Here is a 15,194-nt window from a genome sequence, read left to right on the forward strand (position 1 = left end):
TGGCAAACAAAAATGTGTAGGGTAGGCACATTTTTGTGCCCACCCTACGCGTTTTTTGAGAGAAAACAATGAGTTTAGAAAACCGTATTACCGAGCTGGAAATCAAGCTGGCGCTGCAAGATGAGCTATTAGAAGAGTTAAACCGCATCGTTGCCACCCAGCAGCAGCAATTAGATCAGGTAGTAAATGAGTTACGCTGGTTACAGCAACAAGAGCCTAGCGGCTCTGCACAGAAATCATTATTTGATGAAGTACCGCCTCATTATTAATTTCTGCCAGTAGCAAATAGAAAAAGGGCATAGGAAGCACTGATCGTGCTCTCTGTGCCCTTTTTTCATGCTTTACATTTTTATGATGGCTTTAAGTAATGCACCAACAGCTCGCCAAACAACACACTAAAGCCATCCCAGAAAATCTGAATCCCGATACACATCAAAATAAATGCGGATAAACGCAGAAAAATAATCGAACCTGTACTGCCTAAAAGCTTAAGCAGGCGCTCGGCGTGGCGGTAACACAAGTACAAAGAGTAAGACGTAATCGCCACGGCCGTTAAGCTGGCTAAAGGCATAGAAAACCTCTGCAACCCCGGCCCGTTAAAACCCGCCCCCAAGGCAATCGCCACAGTAATCGAACCGGGGCCTACCGTAATCGGGAAAGTCAGCGGATAAAACGCCCGCTCGCGTAATTCCTCATTGCTTGGGCGTGTGGCCCCTGCCTGCAGCATACCGGCGGACTTATGACTATCATCACCCGAGCTCATCAACTGCCAGCCAGCGGTAGCCACCAGCAAGCCGCCGCCTACCCGCACAATCGGTAGCGACACGCCAAAAAACTCCAACACATAACTGCCAATAAACATGCTGACCAGCAGCAAAATAAAACTATAGATTCCTACCCGCCGCGCCAAAATCGCTCGCTCTTGCGAGTTATAACCGGCAGTCATGGTCAAAAAGATAGGTGCATGGCCCGGCGGATTTAAAATCGGCATTAAAGCGCCAAAAACCAAAAGCATATTGCCGAAAAATACAGTTAAGGTTTGCAGCATATTGTTTACAACCTTACAAAAAGTGGCAATGGGTCGGCATTTTAAACAAAGAAATGCACTGGACTGCTAAAGCATTGTTATTACTTTACTAATACAAAATGAATCACATAAAAATAATCCTGCTGCGGGTAAATTTGCCTAATTAACTGCTTCAATTCAGGCAGTCCCATGTTTTCCTGCGCGGCATGCAGTGGTGTTAAATCTTCCAGATTCACTGGCGTAAGTGATAAAACCTGCAAGCGGCAAAACCAGCGCCCTTCTTCTAGAGTGCTGACTTCAAGAATATCACCGGCATTTACATTTGCTTCACTCGCATCGCGAATCGTAATGGTTTTGCGTTCGGCCAAAATATCATCAACAAAACGTTTAAAAAAAGTGATCTTCTGCATTTTGTGTCCCCAATACGTACGCACTACAGGCAGCGTAGGCTGATTCCTGCCTCTATAAAAGCCCGCAGCTTACTGCCTGCAATATAAAAATCATCAAACTATTGATTGATCAATGGCTTATAGCCAGCCACCACAGCGATGACATGTAGATAATCACGTCAAAATGTAGTTGTACTACTAAATAAACCACTATAAAATTAGTAGTAATACTACATTAAATGGAGAGCATTACAATGATTAGCTTACTAGGCAGCCTTTACCACCTGTTTTTTTCCGCCTCACAAAACATTGCTATTAATACCCGCGTAAACCGCATTGCAACCATAGATGGCTCAGAAAAAATCGACGGTCTTGTGATGAATGTAGAAGGCAACCGCGCCCGTGTTTGCTGGAACAGGGGCGAAAAAACCCAAGAAGACTTAAGAAACTTAATAACCATTGTCGACTGATAAAAGTAGCAGAACAATGCGCAAATCAAAAAAGGCTGATCAAGATCAGCCTTTTACTTTTTAAGACACGGCTTTTACCCGCTTGGCCATCCAGATCGCCAGCAGGCCAAATATGCAGCTTAAATACCCTACCCAATCAAAATTCAAAATCCGGCCGCTGCTGCTCTGCGTCATAATCAAGCCTGCCAAAAGCGCCGCAATACCCGATGCAAAATTCTGTGTTGCTGAGTTAAATGCCATCAGCCGCCCGCGCATTTGCGGTGCAGTAGCGCCAGTCACCATAGCCGTTGCCGGAATAAAACGCCCGCTAACAAACACAAAAAAGAGCGTAGAGAATAATAACTGCCATGCAATCGATAGAGAAAACGTTTGCGTAACTAAAATAAGCGGTACAAAACTCACCACCACCAAATAGCCCAAAATACGGCTAGGGCTGAAACGATCAATTAAACCGCCAATTAATGGCCTTGAAAATAAAGTAGCCACCCCGCCCAGCAAATACATATAAACCAAATCATGCGTCGTTAGCCCGGAATTGCTTACCATCGTCGAAGCAACATAGGGAATCACGCAAAAGCCGGATAAAGTCAGCATGGCCGTTACACCGCAGGCCCACCAGTGATTAGCATCGGCAAATAACTCCTTGTAACCCGCCAATAAGCCCTGCACAGGCTGATTCTTCATCAAATGGCTTTTTACCGCAGGCAGCAAATACCATACTCCGATCCAGACCAAGGCACACATCAAGGACAACGCCACAAAAGGCATGCGCCAATTGGAGTGCGCAGCAATAAATAAGCCCAAGGGCACACCGGCTACCGCAGATAATGAAAAGCCCAGCATCACCCAGCTCATTGCCCAACCCCGCCGCTCTGGCGGAATTAAATCTCCCACAATGGCAAAAATAATCGAGCCGATTACCCCGCCAAACACACCTGCTAAACCACGAGCAGCCAGCAAGCTATAAAACCCTGTAGCCGCCGAGCAGGCCAGTGTGGCCACAACCAGACCGGCATAACAAAACAGCAATGCCTGCCGCCGATCAAAGCGATCAGCCAGCGATGCGGCCAATAAAGAAGCCACGCCTGCAGCCAAAGCATAGGCTGAGACTAAAAAGCCAAACTCAGCGGTATCAATGTGCATCTCGCGCATCAAATCCGGAGCCAGCGGCATCAAGATCATAAAATCTGCGATCGACGTAAACATCACCAGCATTAGGACCAGCAACATGGCTTGAGTACGGTGTTCGGGCTTAAGCGATTTCAGCATGCAAATTCCTAAAAAACAGAGCATTGCCCTATTAAGATCGGGGCCTTATGAACCGGCTATTTAGAGTATTTATAGCTAGGCATTCATGATGAAAGTGCGCTCAAAAATATATATCGCCTAAAGAAATATCAATAAGCTGCCGATAAGTAATAAACCTCTTTGAGTCACCGGCTATGAACCCGCTCTCGCTACTTAATCATCGTACAACACCTAGCTTTTATGCGCCCTCTGCACAAAGCCTGGTGGCCAACACACAAGCGGACAAAGCAGATAAAGCCTTGCCAGAAAGCCGTGATGTTCTGGCAAAGCGTGCTGAAGAATTAGGCAAGGCCACCACCGATTTAGCACAGAACTTAATGCAAGGATTTGCCCAGCAACTCTTCGGCGATGCAGCCAAAGGCATGACATTTAGCTTTGAGCAGGCAGAGCTGAGCAGCTCATCAAACTTTGCAGCTGCAGCCCAGCAAAACGCCAATGGCGCAGCCGCAGGATTTAGGCTGGAAGACGCCAGCCATTTTAATGGCAAGGGTAAACTATTTACTGCCGATGGCCGCCAGTTTGATTTTGAAATTGATATCCGTTACCAATCCATTATTGAAGGAGCGAGTGCCAGCAGCTTTCAGCCTGCCACCGAATTGCCACCTAGCCAGCCTAGCAATTTAAATACACAATTTGCAGATACGGCAGAAGAGCTGCTTAAACGACTAAGCAGCGAGCCCACCTATCAGCCCTTCCAATTACTTAAGCCAAGTGAAGATGGGAAATCCCTGCTGAAACTACTGGGCGATATGAGCTTGCAGCTGCTTAATCTACCCGGTGGCCCGCGGTATTTGGATTTAGACCCGGAAGGCAGAAAACAAAGCCATCTTTTGGCACAAGCCTGAGCGCTTTGAAAAGCCCCAACCGCGCAGTGCAAACTCTCTTTCGCACGCTCTAAAATCATCCATAGCGATTCTAAACAGCGAAGTTATTACGTACTCTATTTCCCCAATGACAAATCTCCGCAACGTTCCTGCGCATTAAATCAGCTATAAATAACAAATACATTGCCTTGCCATCGTGATAAATTGCTTATCATTGATATCTAATGATGTTAGAAATGAATGGCCATGCCAGCAAGTAACAAGGTAATGTTTATTATAAATAACATAGATCAACCATGATATTACGCGCCATATTTTTTCTACTTTGCCTATACCCAAATACTGGCTTGGCCAAAAAAAGTGTACGTGCATGCGGCGGGCAATCTGAATGGCCGCCCTCATCCTATTATGTAGATGGCCAAAAGAAAAAAATTGAAGGCTACTCGGTGGATGTACTGCACAGCATTTTTAAAAACACTGGCCATCAAATAGAAATACAGCTTCTGCCTTGGCCACGCTGTTTAGCCGAAGTACAAAAAGGCACTGACTTTCAAATTGCCATGGCAACATCACGCACTGCCGAACGGGAAACAAAATTTTTATTTTCCCAACCTTATCTTTATTTGACGCCCGGCTATATTCGGCACACTAAACACGCTCCGCCGCTTGGCAATAATATAAAAAAATGCGGGATTAATGGGTTTAACTATCAGGCATTTAATTTAGCTTCTGCCACAGAAATAGATAGCACTGCAAACAACTATGAGTCTGTTATTAATAAACTAAAAGTAGGCCGCTGCGATATATTGTTGGAATACGTAGAAGTTGCCCAAGCCTTATTAAGAATGGAGCGGCACGGGCTACAAAATAAATCTTTTAAAGTAGAAGAAGTAAATGCAGCCCCGCCTGTGGCAGCGCACTTTATAGTTGGAATAAATTCAAGCCAATCAAAAGAAACAATAATATTACTCAACAATGGCTTAGATTTATTGGAGAAAAATAATAAATTAAAAAACATGCTACTTAAACATACTATCGGCAAGCCTTAAATTATTTCAACACTTTATCCCAAGATGGTTCACGCCCAAAACGATCGGCTAAAAAATCTAATAAGCTGCGTAAAATAATCGGCATATGACGGCGCGAAGTATAAAGACCATAAATCCCTAATTCATCCGATTGATAATCAGATAAAAGCCGAACTAACTGCCCTGATTCTAAATAAGGTGCGGCACTAAATGTGGGCTGATGAGCCACACCTGCCCCTGCCAGCGCTGCCTGCAAAATCACATTTGCATCATTCGCGCTAATCGCGCCAGCCACATTGGCAACAAAAGGCTGCCCTTCCTTAGTAAACCGCCAGCCATTTTTACCAAAAAAAGCATGTGTTAAGCATTGGTGCTGCAGCAAATCCTCCGGATGCAAAGGCGTACCATGCTGCGCCAGATAAGCCGGTGTTGCGCAAACAACCGAGCGGCAAACGCTTAGTTTTCGGGCAATCAGGCCAGGGTCTACATCATTAGTAATGCGGATCGCCAGATCAATTCGCTCATCCACCAGATTAATACTTCTATCTCCCACAATCAGCTCTACTTGCGTATCAGGATACTGGGCAACAAAGGCCGCTGCCGCTGCAGCTAAGTGTGATTGGGCGAAGGAATTACTGCTCGCAACGCGGATCAGCCCATGTGGCGCCGCATTTAGATTATGCGTTATTCCCTGCACATCATCAGCCAGCTCCAGCATTTGCCGGCAACGTGGCAAAGCATCCTGCCCTGCGCTACTCAAACCCAAACTTCGGGTAGAGCGATGCAGCAGCCGCACTCCAAGCCAAGCTTCCAGCTCTGCCAGATAGCGGGAAACCATCGCCCGCGGCATATCCAGCTTATCCGCCGCTGCGGTTAAGCTGCCCTGATCGACTACTTCTATAAACACCCGCATCGCGGTCAGCCTATCCATCATCTTTGTAACGGCATTCGCCGCTCCTTTGGCAGATCAGTCATTCGCTCGAATTATGCAACAAACTAACACGTGATTTGGGGTTTTTCTGCGCACGGTATACAACTAATCTAGCGTCCATTGCCTGACCCCAACATTCAAGGAAACAAACCATGTTTAAACCTGCTGCAGTTTTATCCACACTTGCTCTATCTATTGGCGTAATCGCTGGTGCTCAGGCTGCCGAAGCCCCTTTAAAACTTGAAGTGTATGCAAACCCGGATCCAAGCACCTTTGGCGTAGCTTCTACTTTAATTACCGGTAAAACCGAAGCCATCTTGATTGATGCACAATTTACCCTAGCCGATGCTCACCGTGTAGTTGCCAATGTTTTAGCCAGCGGCAAAAAGCTGACTACGGTTTACATCAGCCATGGAGATCCTGATTACTACTTCGGCCTTGAAGTCATTACCCAGGCTTTCCCGGGCGTAAAAGTAGTAGCAAGCGCACCAACTATTGCCCATATCAAGCAAACACTGCCAAAGAAAATGGCTTACTGGGGCCCGATCTTAGGAACAAACGCACCTAAGAACCCAGTGGTTCCAGCTCAATTATCCGGCAACACACTGACCGTTGATGGCGAGAAACTAGAAATCATCGGCTTGGATGGCGACAATGCAGAGCACAGCTTTGTATGGATTCCATCGATCAGAACCATCGCTGGCGGCGTCTCGGTATTTGGTAACTTCCATCTGTGGACAGCAGACGATGCATCCGTAGCCAAGCGTGCAAAATGGCTGAAAGTGCTCGATAAGATGGAAGACTTAAAACCTGAAGTAGTGATTCCAGGCCACTTTAAAGCCGGTACTACCTTCACTGTTGAGCATCTGCAATACAACCGTGAATACCTGAAGGCTTATGATCTTGAGCTGGCTAAAGCAAAAGACTCCACAGCACTGATCGCCGCGATGAAAAAACGCTACCCAAATGCGGGCCTTGGCATGGCACTCGAAATTGGTGCTAAGGTCAACAAAGGTGAAATGAAGTGGTAAGGCGCTGGTTTACAGTAAACCTTGTCTAACACAAAAGGCCCGGAGCAAATCCGGGCCTTTTGACGTGTAAAACTCAATAAAAAATGCCAGGCTAGTGATGCAGCAGCGGGCTGACCTCTCTCGGGCGCGCCGCTAATATGGCCGAATGCACGGCATCGTCTTGTAATCCATGCCAGAAAACATGAGCGCCCACCGCATGGCTATGATCGTTAATCTGCTGCCAGGCGCGTACGGCATCGCTTGCCAGCTCAAACATCACAATCGAGTGATGCACTTCCAGCGCCTGCGCTACAGTCATCATTCCCGCATCGTTTAAGTAATCAATCAAAGCCCCCCGCGATCTGGTTGTACGCTCATCAGTGGTATCGTAAGTCAGAAACAACACTGCATCACCCAGCTGTGCAGACGCCATACGAATGAAATCAACCCGGGACAGAATATTCACCCGCCCCCGCGGACTCTCAGTCTTCATGATAAAACTCCTCAGCAATAGACACCCTTACTGTGTTCTAGCAGATTTAAATTTGCCTGCTAGCCAGGAAAACGTAGCCATTTCCAGCCATAAAATACTTCTGGCATTACAATAAGGTAGAGGCCTAGTTAGGTGTAAGTAAAACTTTGAAAGGAGAAAGGAATGGCACGTACAGCTTTAATTATCAGTGGCGGCGCACCCAATGCCACACTGCTTGCAGGCGCTTTAGAAGCCTTTCACGAGCTAGGGGTAAAAGTAGATGTCATCTCCTCTGCCGGAGCAGGAGCCTTGCTTGGATTAATGTATATTGCCCCGAAGAACGGCGATATTGTAAGCACACTGCGTAGCCTTAAAGAAATGGGCGTCGCTGATTTTATCTACCAAGCTTTTCCTGTGAATTTCAAAGTATTTCATAAGCCAGGCCCCATGGCGGATGCTTATCGCCAGGCACTTTCGGCCAATCCTTTGTTACAAATGATGCAGCAATGGCCCGCAGATAATGCTTGGGCTAAAACATTAAAAGATGGCGCTGCACTGGCTTTTGCCAGCGCTACCCCAAGCAATTTAAGCAGTGATTCGCTCGGCCTTTGTGCCCATGTCCCTTTTGCCGAAGAAATCATCGACTTTAATGCCTTAAAAAACAGCGGGCCGGATTTCTGGCTCAATGCTTATAACCTCAGCCAGCATCAAATGGAAAACTGGTCACGCAGCCAGATTGATTTACAGCACTTACAAGCCGCGCTGTCTTTCCCCTATCTGTACCCGCCTACTGAAATTAATGGTGATTTTTATATCGAAGGGGCAGCCATTGATTGTCTTAACTTTAAAGACCTGCGCAAAAACTATCCGGATTTAGAAGAAATCGTCGTCTTTGATTTGCTCGGCGCAGAAAAACTACTCCGAAAACCCAAAGATTTATACGATGCCTGGGTAATGTCTATTATTACCCCCTTAGTTGAAATTGCGCGCGATGATATTAAATTATTTGAAGCTCTGCATAGCGATGGCATTACCTTGCATAAGGTGCCATTAATTGACGCGATTGCTGAAGAAAACCTGCCGGATGTATTTGACTGGTCCAGAAGCAATATGGACAGGCTTTATCAAACCGGCTATCAGGCTGCTAAAAACTATGCCCAGGATAAGCTTAATCATTTAATAAAATAAATTACTCTTTAAATGATGAATTTAACTGAATGACCGTTCTTTTATTTAAATTTAATGATTTAACTTTAGGTAAAATAAGTTGATCAAATAAGCGGCGCTGTAAGCCACTCGCCAATGCGGCTTGCAATGCCCGCTCTATCTGATCTCGCAACTGGGGATAATGGGGTGAAACATAAAAAACGAAATCACGTTCATAGCTTAATAATAAATTCGGCTCAATTTCTAAGCCCGGATACTGGGAAAAATCATCCAGAATCTCAATAGCACCACGTGGCAAATAATCTATACCACGATTTTTTGCGCCTGCAAGTTTAAATAAAACGCGCCAATCACCAACCTGCTCATACACGGGCAATTGATTCGCCTTCCAAACCATCACATCAAACCAGCCCTGAGCCATTCCTGCACGTTTATTACTTGCTTGTAAATCTGCCAAATTTTTTATTTTAGTATAGGGTTCGGCTTGCCCTTTTTTGACTAATAATAAACGTTGGCCAATCAAGCCAAAACTTAATGGCACACTCACCCGTAAAAAACGCTTGTCCCGTTCAGCGGTTTGCAAAAACCAATGTGCGGATAATTCACCGCTATCTAATAATTTATAGATACGCAGCAAAGGCATTTCTGGCGCTAATATAATCTTTACACTCTTCCCCTCTGCCTGTAATGACTCTTGCAATAAACGATGATAATACAGCGGCGCCTGATCACGTTGCCCCATTAAATGCAAATCAAGTACTTCTGCCTGAGCAAAACCCGAAAATACTAAAACAATTACTAGTTTATACATCGCCCTTCCCCTCATTTTACCCATGAAAGATAAAGCAAAAACAAAACAAACCCTCCATTTAGCCGCTCATAGACAGATTTGAATTTAAGATTAAACGAATCCTGCCTAGGATGAAAGTTCAGAATAATGTGAGCCCCGATGATGAACTACTTAATCCGCTTTATGCGCTCGCTCAGCTATCCGGCTCGGTTTGCAGTAATGGGTATTGTTATCGCAATTGGAATTTGCTTTCTTGGCTACTCGCTCTACAAAGTTACAGAAACAAATCGCTTGTTTTCGGCCCGGGAACAGCAAGGCATGGCCTATATTCAGCCATGGTTAAGTTTACAAGCGGACTTACAACCTTTACGCGCCGCCAAAGTGGCCGGATTAGCAGCCAATAATAGTGCATGGATTGGCGAGCTTGAAAAAGTATTAGCCAGCTCGGAACAAACCCAACTCGTTAAAGATTTAGGCTTTGATAGCCAGCGGGATGCCTTGCGCCAATCTTGGGATGAGTTTCGTAAACAAGCCACGGAAGACCCGAAAAACATAGAAGAAAGCTACGCCAAACTTTCCAGCAAAATGACCCAGCATATTTCTGATGCTTGCGACCAATCCAACCTTACGCTAGATCCCGATATCGACACCTATTATTTAATGGATACGGTTTGCTTCAGGCTACCTGCTTATCAAGACTTGCTGGGTGAGCATATGGCGCGTGGCTCAATTGCCCTAAAAACAGAGCAAGCCGGGCAAGCCACCCGCCTGATTGAGCTACGCCCGCTTGCCCAGCAAAACCTTGACCTTAGCACCGGTAATTTAATCCGCGTGGGTAATTACAATGCAGAAATGAGTAAGCATTTTGATAGCACTTTAAATGCAATGAGCAGCCAATATAGTAAGCTGCAAAGCGAACTAAGCCCATTGGCGCTAGAAAGCAAAACTGCCGAAATGCTGCCCGCACTGCTGCAACTGCACCAGCAAGGCAGTAAAGCCCAGGAAGAATTAAACCAAAGCCTGCAAGCCTCTTTAAACAAATTACTACAAGTGAGGGTAGATGGCCTTACAGAGCAGCGTAATCGCTATATGGGCACGTCCATCATCGCGCTTATTTTAATTAGCTTACTGGGCTGGGCTTTTTACCGCGCGCTGAGCATGCAGCTTGGCAGTGATCCTAATACCGTAGTGGCGCTGGTTAAACTAATTGCCGAGGGTAATTTAGCCGTGCCCATCCCGCCTTCTGCCGATGGCAGCCTCTTGCAAGCCATTGATAGCATGCAGAAAGACTTGCGCAGCATGGTGGCAGAAACCCAAATTGCCACCACTTTACTGGGCGATATCGCCATCGAATACGCTAAAACGGTTGCCAGCATTGCCGATATGGCGGTCAGGCAAAGCGAAACAACGCAAATGGTTTCCAGCGCCGTAGAGCAACTTTCTACCAGCATTGCAGAAAGCGCATCTTATGCAAAAAATGCGCTGGAATTAGGCACGCAATCTGAGGTGCAAGCCATCCAAAGCGTGGCTGAAGTCGATTCTGCCTTCGGGCAAATGCAGCAAATTGCTGACAGCATCAATACCGTCTCCACCAGCATTAATCATCTCAGCACCGAATCAACGCGTATCTCATCCTTAGTAGGCGTAATCCGGGAAATTGCCGATCAAACTAATCTGCTGGCACTTAACGCCGCCATTGAAGCTGCGCGTGCCGGAGAACAGGGTCGTGGCTTTGCGGTAGTTGCAGATGAAGTGCGCAAACTGGCAGAAAGAACATCCAGCTCTTCTGCCGAAATCGTCGGGGTCTTAAGCAAAGTTCAGCATGCCACGCAAGATGCTGTGCACAGCATGAACCGCAGCGTGGCCGAGGTAGAACGCAATAGTGATATGTCGCAAAAAGTCAGCTCATCGGTCAACACCATGCGTGAACAAATGAGTGGTGTAGTCCTGCAACTACGTGCCATTAGTGACACCTTGGTTGAGCAACGCACCGCCAGCGAACACGTCGCCATGCACGTTGAAGCCATTGCCAGAGAAGCCGACGGCAGCCGCGCCTACACCGAAAAAGGCCTGCATGCTTCTGAAGAGCTGCAACAAGTTGCATCCCGCTTACAAGAGAGTGTCAGCAAATTGAAGATTTAAGTACATAAATGCAAGGAGCGCTATCGTATTTACGACGAAAGCCGCTCCTGCAAAGCTTGTAACCCGGTCATTCTGACTCATAAAACTTAAGTGCTTTTGCGCTGAAAAACCCATACCCCCGCTTTTAACTCAGGCGGCAGCACCAGCCTGCTTAGTGAGGCATCTTCCTGCCAATCGAATGTCGTTTGCGCCTCATAATCGGCCCAGTTGCCAGTAATAAAACGAGAATGGCTGCCAATGACGATATAAGTTTCTACGCTACGGGTGCGGAAAATCTGCTTTTCAAAGCGGTTACCTGAAGGCGACCAAGAGCAAATCACCACCTGTGGATTAAATCGTGCCATCGCTGCAGCGGCATCTAAGCGCTGCACGGCTTCAGGGTATTGCACCACTTTTCCCCAGCTAAAATCGTCGCTGGCCGTGATATCCACACCTTCATCACTTAAAAACCGGCTGAGCGTACCATCCCCCGCCGCAATTTCTAAGCAGCTACGCTGGCCAATGATCCGGGCTAAACCTGCAATCAGCTCACGGCTATAAAAACAATAAATTCCGCGCTTTTCTACCAAGGGCATCAAAAGCCGCTTTTGCCATAACAGCGGCCAGATGCACTTAAATGCCCGCATCGATACGGGTTTCCTCACTAGATCACGCTTAAATAATAGTTTTTGCGCCAAGAAGCCATTAAAAAAATTAAACCTCACCTTACCCTGATACACGCCTGTGGCCGCAGAAAAAGCATACTGGCGAAGCGCCAGCTCGGTCATTCGCTGGCGAATCTGAACGCGGACAAAATCAGCAAAAGCACGGCCATTTCGCTCGCCCGATAGGAAACGCGCATCGGCCTTGATTCGCTTTGAAGATCGCTCGACCAACTGCTTAAGCTCAGCCGGATCCCGCCGCGCAAACACCGCCGCCAGCTCATCACGCACCATGAGCCAATCCTCTGGGCAAGACTCGCTTAAAGCACCCAAACCCGGCCCACTTTGCAACCACTGCCACTGCTGCTCAGGGGTTTTATCATTCAAAGCAATACTCCTAAGAAAACCCAAATCTTGAACCACGGAGGACACAGAGTTTCACGGAAAAAACCTAGTTTTCCTTATGCTTTTCTCCGTAGCCCTCCGTGTTCTCCCTTTCCTCCGTGGTTCAAGATTTGGGTTTGGGGTGAAGACTTATTTCCACTATTTTGTACAAGCATAAAAAAAAATGCAAACCAGCGAACCAGTTTGCATTATGAGAGAGTCTTGCAAGCCAGCCTGCAATCAGGCTGGATTAATTTTACTTACCGCCTAGTGTTTCCAATACTTCCCACTTACCACCTTTCACCTTGTACACAGTCAGGCTACCGTCTTGTAAATCGCCTTTCTCGTCAAAGCTGATATTGCTGGAGGTTACGCCGCTATGCTTGATCTTAGCCAGCACCGGCAGGTATTTAGCTGGGCTGGCCGAGCCCGCAGCTTGTATCGCAGCCAGCATCAGGCGCGTAGAGTCGTAGCCGTATGGAGTGTAAATTTCCAGCTCGCCGTATTTAGCTTTGTAACGGGCGGCAAAGTCTTTACCACCTGGCATCAGATCCAGTGGCTGACCAGCCAGCGCAGCAATCGTGCCTTCTGCATCTGGGCCAGCTAATTTCAAAAACGTATCTGAGCGAGTCATTTCGCCAGAAACAATCGGTACATTGATGGCTAAGCGTTTCTTTTGACGCGCCATAGGGCCGGATTGTGCGTCAGTGCCGCCGTAGAAAATCACATCTGGCTTAGCGCCTTTGATGGAGGTGAGAATCGAGGTGAAATCCGTTTCTTTATCGCTGGTGAATTCGCGTTTTACGATTTCAGCACCGGCAGCCTTAGCGGCTTTTTCAAACTCATCAGCCAAGCCTTGGCCGTAAGCTGAGCGATCGTCAATGATGGCGATCTTCTTAGCGCCTAGTTTTTCAACTGTGTATTTACCGATCACCGAGCCAAGCTGAGAATCAGAAGTCAAGGAGCGGAAAGTCGTTTTAAAGCCTTGGGCGGTATAAGCAGGCGCGGTGGCCATCGCAATTTGTGGCAGGCCCGCATCGGAGTAAATCTTGGAAGCCGGAATAGCGCAGCCCGAATTAAAATGGCCAATAATCCCGGCTACTTTGCTATCAACAAATTTCTCGGCAACCTGAGTGGCTGTTTTTGGATCAGCCATATCGTCTTCGGCCACCAGCTCAAACTTAACTGGCTTGCCATCCAGAGTCGGTTTTGTTTCGTTTACATCGTCAATCGCCAGCTGCACGCCATTTTGATAACCCTTGCCATAATGCGCTTGCGGCCCGGTAAGCGGTGCTGCAAAACCAATTTTTACGACCGATGAATCACCGGCAGGTGCTGCAGCAGCGGCTGGGGCAGATGCCTCGGTATTGCTTTCTGGCTTTTGACCACAAGCAGTCAGGGCTAAAGCAAGAGCGGCGGATAGCACGGCTGATTTCTGAACGAATTGCATAAACAAAACTCCCCTCGAATGTGTCCACGCAATGTGAGCGCGTTCATTTTTTACAGCAATCGGGGGTTTCCTGAACAGGGTTTGATTTGAAGCATTCAAACGTCTACAGCAAAAGCGGGCTTAAGCAATAACGCCGCTTAAAACACCGCTTATAGCTGCTATTTACAGGGAATTGGTACTTTGTTTATTGGAGGCTTTTTAATTTTGTAATTGCTTTAACTGCTCAATGCTTGGTGCAAAAAAAGCAGCGCCTGTCACTGCGCGGGTAAAGTTAAGCAGGTGATCAACTCTGCCGTCTGATGTAGGCGCTACCATTCTGGTAAGCATTTTCTCAAACACTGACGGCGTTTTACAGTAGGAAATAAAGTAGAGACCCTTTTCCCCACCCGGCGCGCCATAGGGCATGGAATGCCTGAGCATAGCCAGCTCCTCACCGTTTTCTTCAATAATCACTCGGCTGATATGCGCGGTATGTGGCCGATCTTCATCAGGGAGCTCTTCATTTGTTTCCTTGGTACGCCCCATCACCGCCTCTTGCTGACGCACGGGAAGTTTTTTCCATTGCTCCATCCGGTGTACATAGCGCTGCAGGTGGATATAACTGCCACCCGCCCAATCACCGTCAGAGACCAATGCAACCTCGGCCCGCTCATCGCCTTCGGGGTTTTCTGTACCATCCACAAAGCCCGTTAAATCACGCATATCACGGTAGCGAAAGCCATGTACGGTTTCAATCACATCTAACCACTCGGCCATTTCAGCACTCAGCTGATCAGCAAATTCATGCAACAAATCATAACGCTCGCCACGTAAATGCAGCAAAACATCCACGTCACTTGCAGGAGCAGGGTGAATTGCCCCTGAAATAGAGGGAAAATCCCGCAGTAGCTCTGGCTTGCTTTGATAAAGCTCCGGCCAAACATGCGGGCCAAAAGCCAACACCACACTGGCCCGGCTGTCTTCTGCCTGTAAAAGCTGAATACGATCAGAAACACTGGCAAGTAAAGCTTTAAGACGTGCATCTGCGCGCCTGCCTAAGCGCCGCCGAAACAGGGTAAATAATGCGTGCCCATTGGCAGGAGGCAGAATTCCACTTTGTGGGGTCATGCTTTAATCCTTAAACAAAAATCTCAGACTGCGGGTAGAAACTGCGGGACTGTC

The 15,194-nt window shown here is 47.2% G+C and carries 16 protein-coding genes; 7 read left to right on the top strand and 9 right to left on the bottom strand.

Annotated elements, in window-relative coordinates; all coding sequences use genetic code 11:
* The first annotated feature begins 68 nt into the window (after positions 1-68).
* Complete coding sequence (locus VN23_RS16935) at positions 69-269, top strand: SlyX family protein (RefSeq protein ID WP_046353633.1); 201 nt, start codon at positions 69-71, stop codon at positions 267-269.
* 80 nt (positions 270-349) lie between these two features.
* Here the strand turns inward: VN23_RS16935 and VN23_RS16940 are convergent, their stop codons facing one another.
* Positions 350-1,048, bottom strand: coding sequence for a MarC family protein (locus tag VN23_RS16940; RefSeq protein ID WP_046353634.1), 699 nt, complete (start codon positions 1,046-1,048; stop codon positions 350-352).
* 80 nt (positions 1,049-1,128) lie between these two features.
* Complete coding sequence (gene yqfB / locus VN23_RS16945; RefSeq protein WP_046353635.1) at positions 1,129-1,437, bottom strand: N(4)-acetylcytidine aminohydrolase; 309 nt, start codon at positions 1,435-1,437, stop codon at positions 1,129-1,131.
* Positions 1,438-1,670: 233 nt separating this feature from the next.
* Between yqfB and VN23_RS16950 the strand changes: the two genes are divergently transcribed.
* The gene (locus VN23_RS16950; RefSeq protein ID WP_046353636.1) at positions 1,671-1,886 is read left to right on the top strand and encodes a hypothetical protein; all 216 of its coding nucleotides are present in this window, start codon (positions 1,671-1,673) and stop codon (positions 1,884-1,886) included.
* 60 nt (positions 1,887-1,946) lie between these two features.
* Here the strand turns inward: VN23_RS16950 and VN23_RS16955 are convergent, their stop codons facing one another.
* A complete protein-coding gene (locus VN23_RS16955) occupies positions 1,947-3,155 on the bottom strand; it encodes an MFS transporter (RefSeq protein WP_046353637.1) in 1,209 nt (402 codons plus the stop codon).
* A 173-nt stretch (positions 3,156-3,328) separates the two neighbouring features.
* Between VN23_RS16955 and VN23_RS16960 the strand changes: the two genes are divergently transcribed.
* Together VN23_RS16960 and VN23_RS16965 are read left to right on the top strand one after the other, a co-directional pair.
* Positions 3,329-4,039, top strand: a complete 711-nt coding sequence (locus VN23_RS16960; RefSeq protein ID WP_052746796.1) for a hypothetical protein — start codon at positions 3,329-3,331, stop codon at positions 4,037-4,039.
* Between the two features lie 275 nt (positions 4,040-4,314).
* The gene (locus VN23_RS16965) at positions 4,315-5,067 is read left to right on the top strand and encodes a substrate-binding periplasmic protein (RefSeq protein ID WP_052746797.1); all 753 of its coding nucleotides are present in this window, start codon (positions 4,315-4,317) and stop codon (positions 5,065-5,067) included.
* 1 nt (position 5,068) lies between these two features.
* Here VN23_RS16965 and VN23_RS16970 read toward each other — a convergent pair whose 3' ends face one another.
* Positions 5,069-5,977: a LysR family transcriptional regulator gene (locus VN23_RS16970; protein ID WP_046353844.1), complete on the bottom strand. Its 909-nt coding sequence runs from the start codon at positions 5,975-5,977 to the stop codon at positions 5,069-5,071.
* Between the two features lie 152 nt (positions 5,978-6,129).
* Here VN23_RS16970 and VN23_RS16975 point away from each other — a divergent pair, with 152 nt between their 5' ends.
* The gene (locus VN23_RS16975) at positions 6,130-7,008 is read left to right on the top strand and encodes an MBL fold metallo-hydrolase (RefSeq protein WP_046353638.1); all 879 of its coding nucleotides are present in this window, start codon (positions 6,130-6,132) and stop codon (positions 7,006-7,008) included.
* A gap of 91 nt (positions 7,009-7,099) precedes the next feature.
* Here VN23_RS16975 and VN23_RS16980 read toward each other — a convergent pair whose 3' ends face one another.
* Complete coding sequence (locus VN23_RS16980) at positions 7,100-7,480, bottom strand: hypothetical protein (RefSeq protein ID WP_046353639.1); 381 nt, start codon at positions 7,478-7,480, stop codon at positions 7,100-7,102.
* 162 nt (positions 7,481-7,642) lie between these two features.
* Here VN23_RS16980 and VN23_RS16985 point away from each other — a divergent pair, with 162 nt between their 5' ends.
* Positions 7,643-8,647 (top strand): patatin-like phospholipase family protein, encoded by a 1,005-nt coding sequence (locus tag VN23_RS16985; RefSeq protein ID WP_046353640.1) that lies wholly within the window; start codon positions 7,643-7,645, stop codon positions 8,645-8,647.
* Position 8,648: 1 nt separating this feature from the next.
* On the opposite strand, the gene VN23_RS16990 is transcribed toward VN23_RS16985, so the two are convergent.
* Positions 8,649-9,437, bottom strand: a complete 789-nt coding sequence (locus VN23_RS16990; protein ID WP_052746798.1) for a hypothetical protein — start codon at positions 9,435-9,437, stop codon at positions 8,649-8,651.
* A gap of 138 nt (positions 9,438-9,575) precedes the next feature.
* Here VN23_RS16990 and VN23_RS22350 point away from each other — a divergent pair, with 138 nt between their 5' ends.
* A complete protein-coding gene (locus VN23_RS22350; protein WP_082752823.1) occupies positions 9,576-11,558 on the top strand; it encodes a methyl-accepting chemotaxis protein in 1,983 nt (660 codons plus the stop codon).
* An 86-nt stretch (positions 11,559-11,644) separates the two neighbouring features.
* Here the strand turns inward: VN23_RS22350 and VN23_RS17000 are convergent, their stop codons facing one another.
* The 3 genes from VN23_RS17000 to VN23_RS17010 form a co-directional block, all read right to left on the bottom strand.
* Entirely contained in the window at positions 11,645-12,586 is a 942-nt protein-coding gene (locus tag VN23_RS17000) for a hypothetical protein (protein WP_052746799.1), read from the bottom strand.
* 253 nt (positions 12,587-12,839) lie between these two features.
* Positions 12,840-14,033: a branched-chain amino acid ABC transporter substrate-binding protein gene (locus VN23_RS17005; RefSeq protein ID WP_046353642.1), complete on the bottom strand. Its 1,194-nt coding sequence runs from the start codon at positions 14,031-14,033 to the stop codon at positions 12,840-12,842.
* A 198-nt stretch (positions 14,034-14,231) separates the two neighbouring features.
* On the bottom strand, positions 14,232-15,140 hold the full coding sequence (locus tag VN23_RS17010) for a Dyp-type peroxidase (protein WP_046353643.1): 909 nt from the start codon (positions 15,138-15,140) through the stop codon (positions 14,232-14,234).
* Positions 15,141-15,194: the final 54 nt, after the last annotated feature.

It is taken from the genome of Janthinobacterium sp. B9-8 (genome assembly GCF_000969645.2).
Classification (GTDB): domain Bacteria; phylum Pseudomonadota; class Gammaproteobacteria; order Burkholderiales; family Chitinibacteraceae; genus Iodobacter.

Excerpts from the sequence above, each read along its gene's own strand:
- VN23_RS16935 (WP_046353633.1), top strand. The coding sequence starts at position 69 with ATGAGTTTAGAAAACCGTATTACCGAGCTGGAAATCAAGCTGGCGCTG.
- VN23_RS16940 (WP_046353634.1), bottom strand. The coding sequence starts at position 1,048 with ATGCTGCAAACCTTAACTGTATTTTTCGGCAATATGCTTTTGGTTTTT.
- yqfB (WP_046353635.1), bottom strand. The coding sequence starts at position 1,437 with ATGCAGAAGATCACTTTTTTTAAACGTTTTGTTGATGATATTTTGGCC.
- VN23_RS16950 (WP_046353636.1), top strand. The coding sequence starts at position 1,671 with ATGATTAGCTTACTAGGCAGCCTTTACCACCTGTTTTTTTCCGCCTCA.
- VN23_RS16955 (WP_046353637.1), bottom strand. The coding sequence starts at position 3,155 with ATGCTGAAATCGCTTAAGCCCGAACACCGTACTCAAGCCATGTTGCTG.
- VN23_RS16960 (WP_052746796.1), top strand. The coding sequence starts at position 3,329 with ATGAACCCGCTCTCGCTACTTAATCATCGTACAACACCTAGCTTTTAT.
- VN23_RS16965 (WP_052746797.1), top strand. The coding sequence starts at position 4,315 with ATGATATTACGCGCCATATTTTTTCTACTTTGCCTATACCCAAATACT.
- VN23_RS16970 (WP_046353844.1), bottom strand. The coding sequence starts at position 5,977 with ATGGATAGGCTGACCGCGATGCGGGTGTTTATAGAAGTAGTCGATCAG.
- VN23_RS16975 (WP_046353638.1), top strand. The coding sequence starts at position 6,130 with ATGTTTAAACCTGCTGCAGTTTTATCCACACTTGCTCTATCTATTGGC.
- VN23_RS16980 (WP_046353639.1), bottom strand. The coding sequence starts at position 7,480 with ATGAAGACTGAGAGTCCGCGGGGGCGGGTGAATATTCTGTCCCGGGTT.
- VN23_RS16985 (WP_046353640.1), top strand. The coding sequence starts at position 7,643 with ATGGCACGTACAGCTTTAATTATCAGTGGCGGCGCACCCAATGCCACA.
- VN23_RS16990 (WP_052746798.1), bottom strand. The coding sequence starts at position 9,437 with ATGTATAAACTAGTAATTGTTTTAGTATTTTCGGGTTTTGCTCAGGCA.
- VN23_RS22350 (WP_082752823.1), top strand. The coding sequence starts at position 9,576 with ATGATGAACTACTTAATCCGCTTTATGCGCTCGCTCAGCTATCCGGCT.
- VN23_RS17005 (WP_046353642.1), bottom strand. The coding sequence starts at position 14,033 with ATGCAATTCGTTCAGAAATCAGCCGTGCTATCCGCCGCTCTTGCTTTA.
- VN23_RS17010 (WP_046353643.1), bottom strand. The coding sequence starts at position 15,140 with ATGACCCCACAAAGTGGAATTCTGCCTCCTGCCAATGGGCACGCATTA.